2 protein-coding genes are annotated in these 940 nt (G+C 43.0%); both read left to right on the forward strand.

Features of this window, described 5'->3' with window-relative positions; all coding sequences use genetic code 11:
- Positions 1-133 precede the first annotated feature (133 nt).
- Positions 134-520, forward strand: coding sequence for a succinate dehydrogenase, cytochrome b556 subunit (sdhC, locus tag ACS8FC_RS15465; RefSeq protein WP_075105828.1), 387 nt, complete (start codon positions 134-136; stop codon positions 518-520).
- Positions 521-540: 20 nt separating this feature from the next.
- Entirely contained in the window at positions 541-927 is a 387-nt protein-coding gene (gene sdhD, locus ACS8FC_RS15470; protein WP_227511562.1) for a succinate dehydrogenase, hydrophobic membrane anchor protein, read from the forward strand.
- Positions 928-940 lie beyond the last annotated feature (13 nt).

Here is a 940-nt window from a genome sequence, read left to right on the forward strand (position 1 = left end):
CATATTTAGCACAAACTAAAAGAAGTCAGCTAGCTCTTCCTTACTTTATTCATCTCGTGTGTTGCTCGATGCTCAACTGACACCATTTTCGTCAAGCGTTGATAGCAGATACAGGAGTATAACCGCAAAAAGGATGCCCGCTGTGAAAAGCAACCGACCTATTGATCTGCCTCTAAGCCAAGTGATTAGCGTTAATCGCTCACCGATCGCAATCGCCTCTATCTTGCATCGTATCTCTGGCATTATTTTATTCTTATTAATTCCTGTAATGCTGTGGCTATTACAGAACTCATTGGCATCGCCTGAGAGTTTTGAGACCGTATTTGACAACGTACTTGTGCGCTTTTTGGCATGGATATTTGTTGCCGCCATCGCATATCACTTCGTGATGGGTATCAAACATCTATTTGCTGATATGGGCATGAACGAAGAGCTAAAATCTGGCCGCACCGCCTCTATGGTCAGTTTTGTCATTGCAGCGATTTTAGTTGTCGCGTCATTTATATGGGTGATGTTCTAATGATTAAAAATGATTCAGGAATCAAAAGTGCTACTGGTCTGACAGGTTCAGGCTCACGCGATTGGATTATTCAGCGTATTAGTGCTGTTGTTTTAGCCGTTTATAGTGTGGTGTTGCTGGGCTTCTTTTTGACCCACGGCGATGTCACATATCTTGAGTGGTCATCATTCATGACTAGCCTGCCAATGCGTTTATTCAGCTTAGTTGCTGTACTTGCACTAGCTGGCCATGCTTGGGTGGGAATGTGGACAGTATTCACTGACTATATTACGACAGGCAAACTGGGCTCAAGCGCAGCAGGTTTACGTTTAGTGCTACAGTCATTGATGATTATCGCTATTTTAGTATTTCTATTTTGGGGCATCATGATTTTTTGGGGTAACGGCTTTAGTGTCGTTGCTGTTTAATCATTGAGTGACC

It is taken from the genome of Psychrobacter sp. 1Y4 (assembly GCF_051847555.1).

Coding starts and splice junctions, on each gene's coding strand:
- sdhC (WP_075105828.1), top strand. CDS start 134: ATGCCCGCTGTGAAAAGCAACCGACCTATTGATCTGCCTCTAAGCCAA.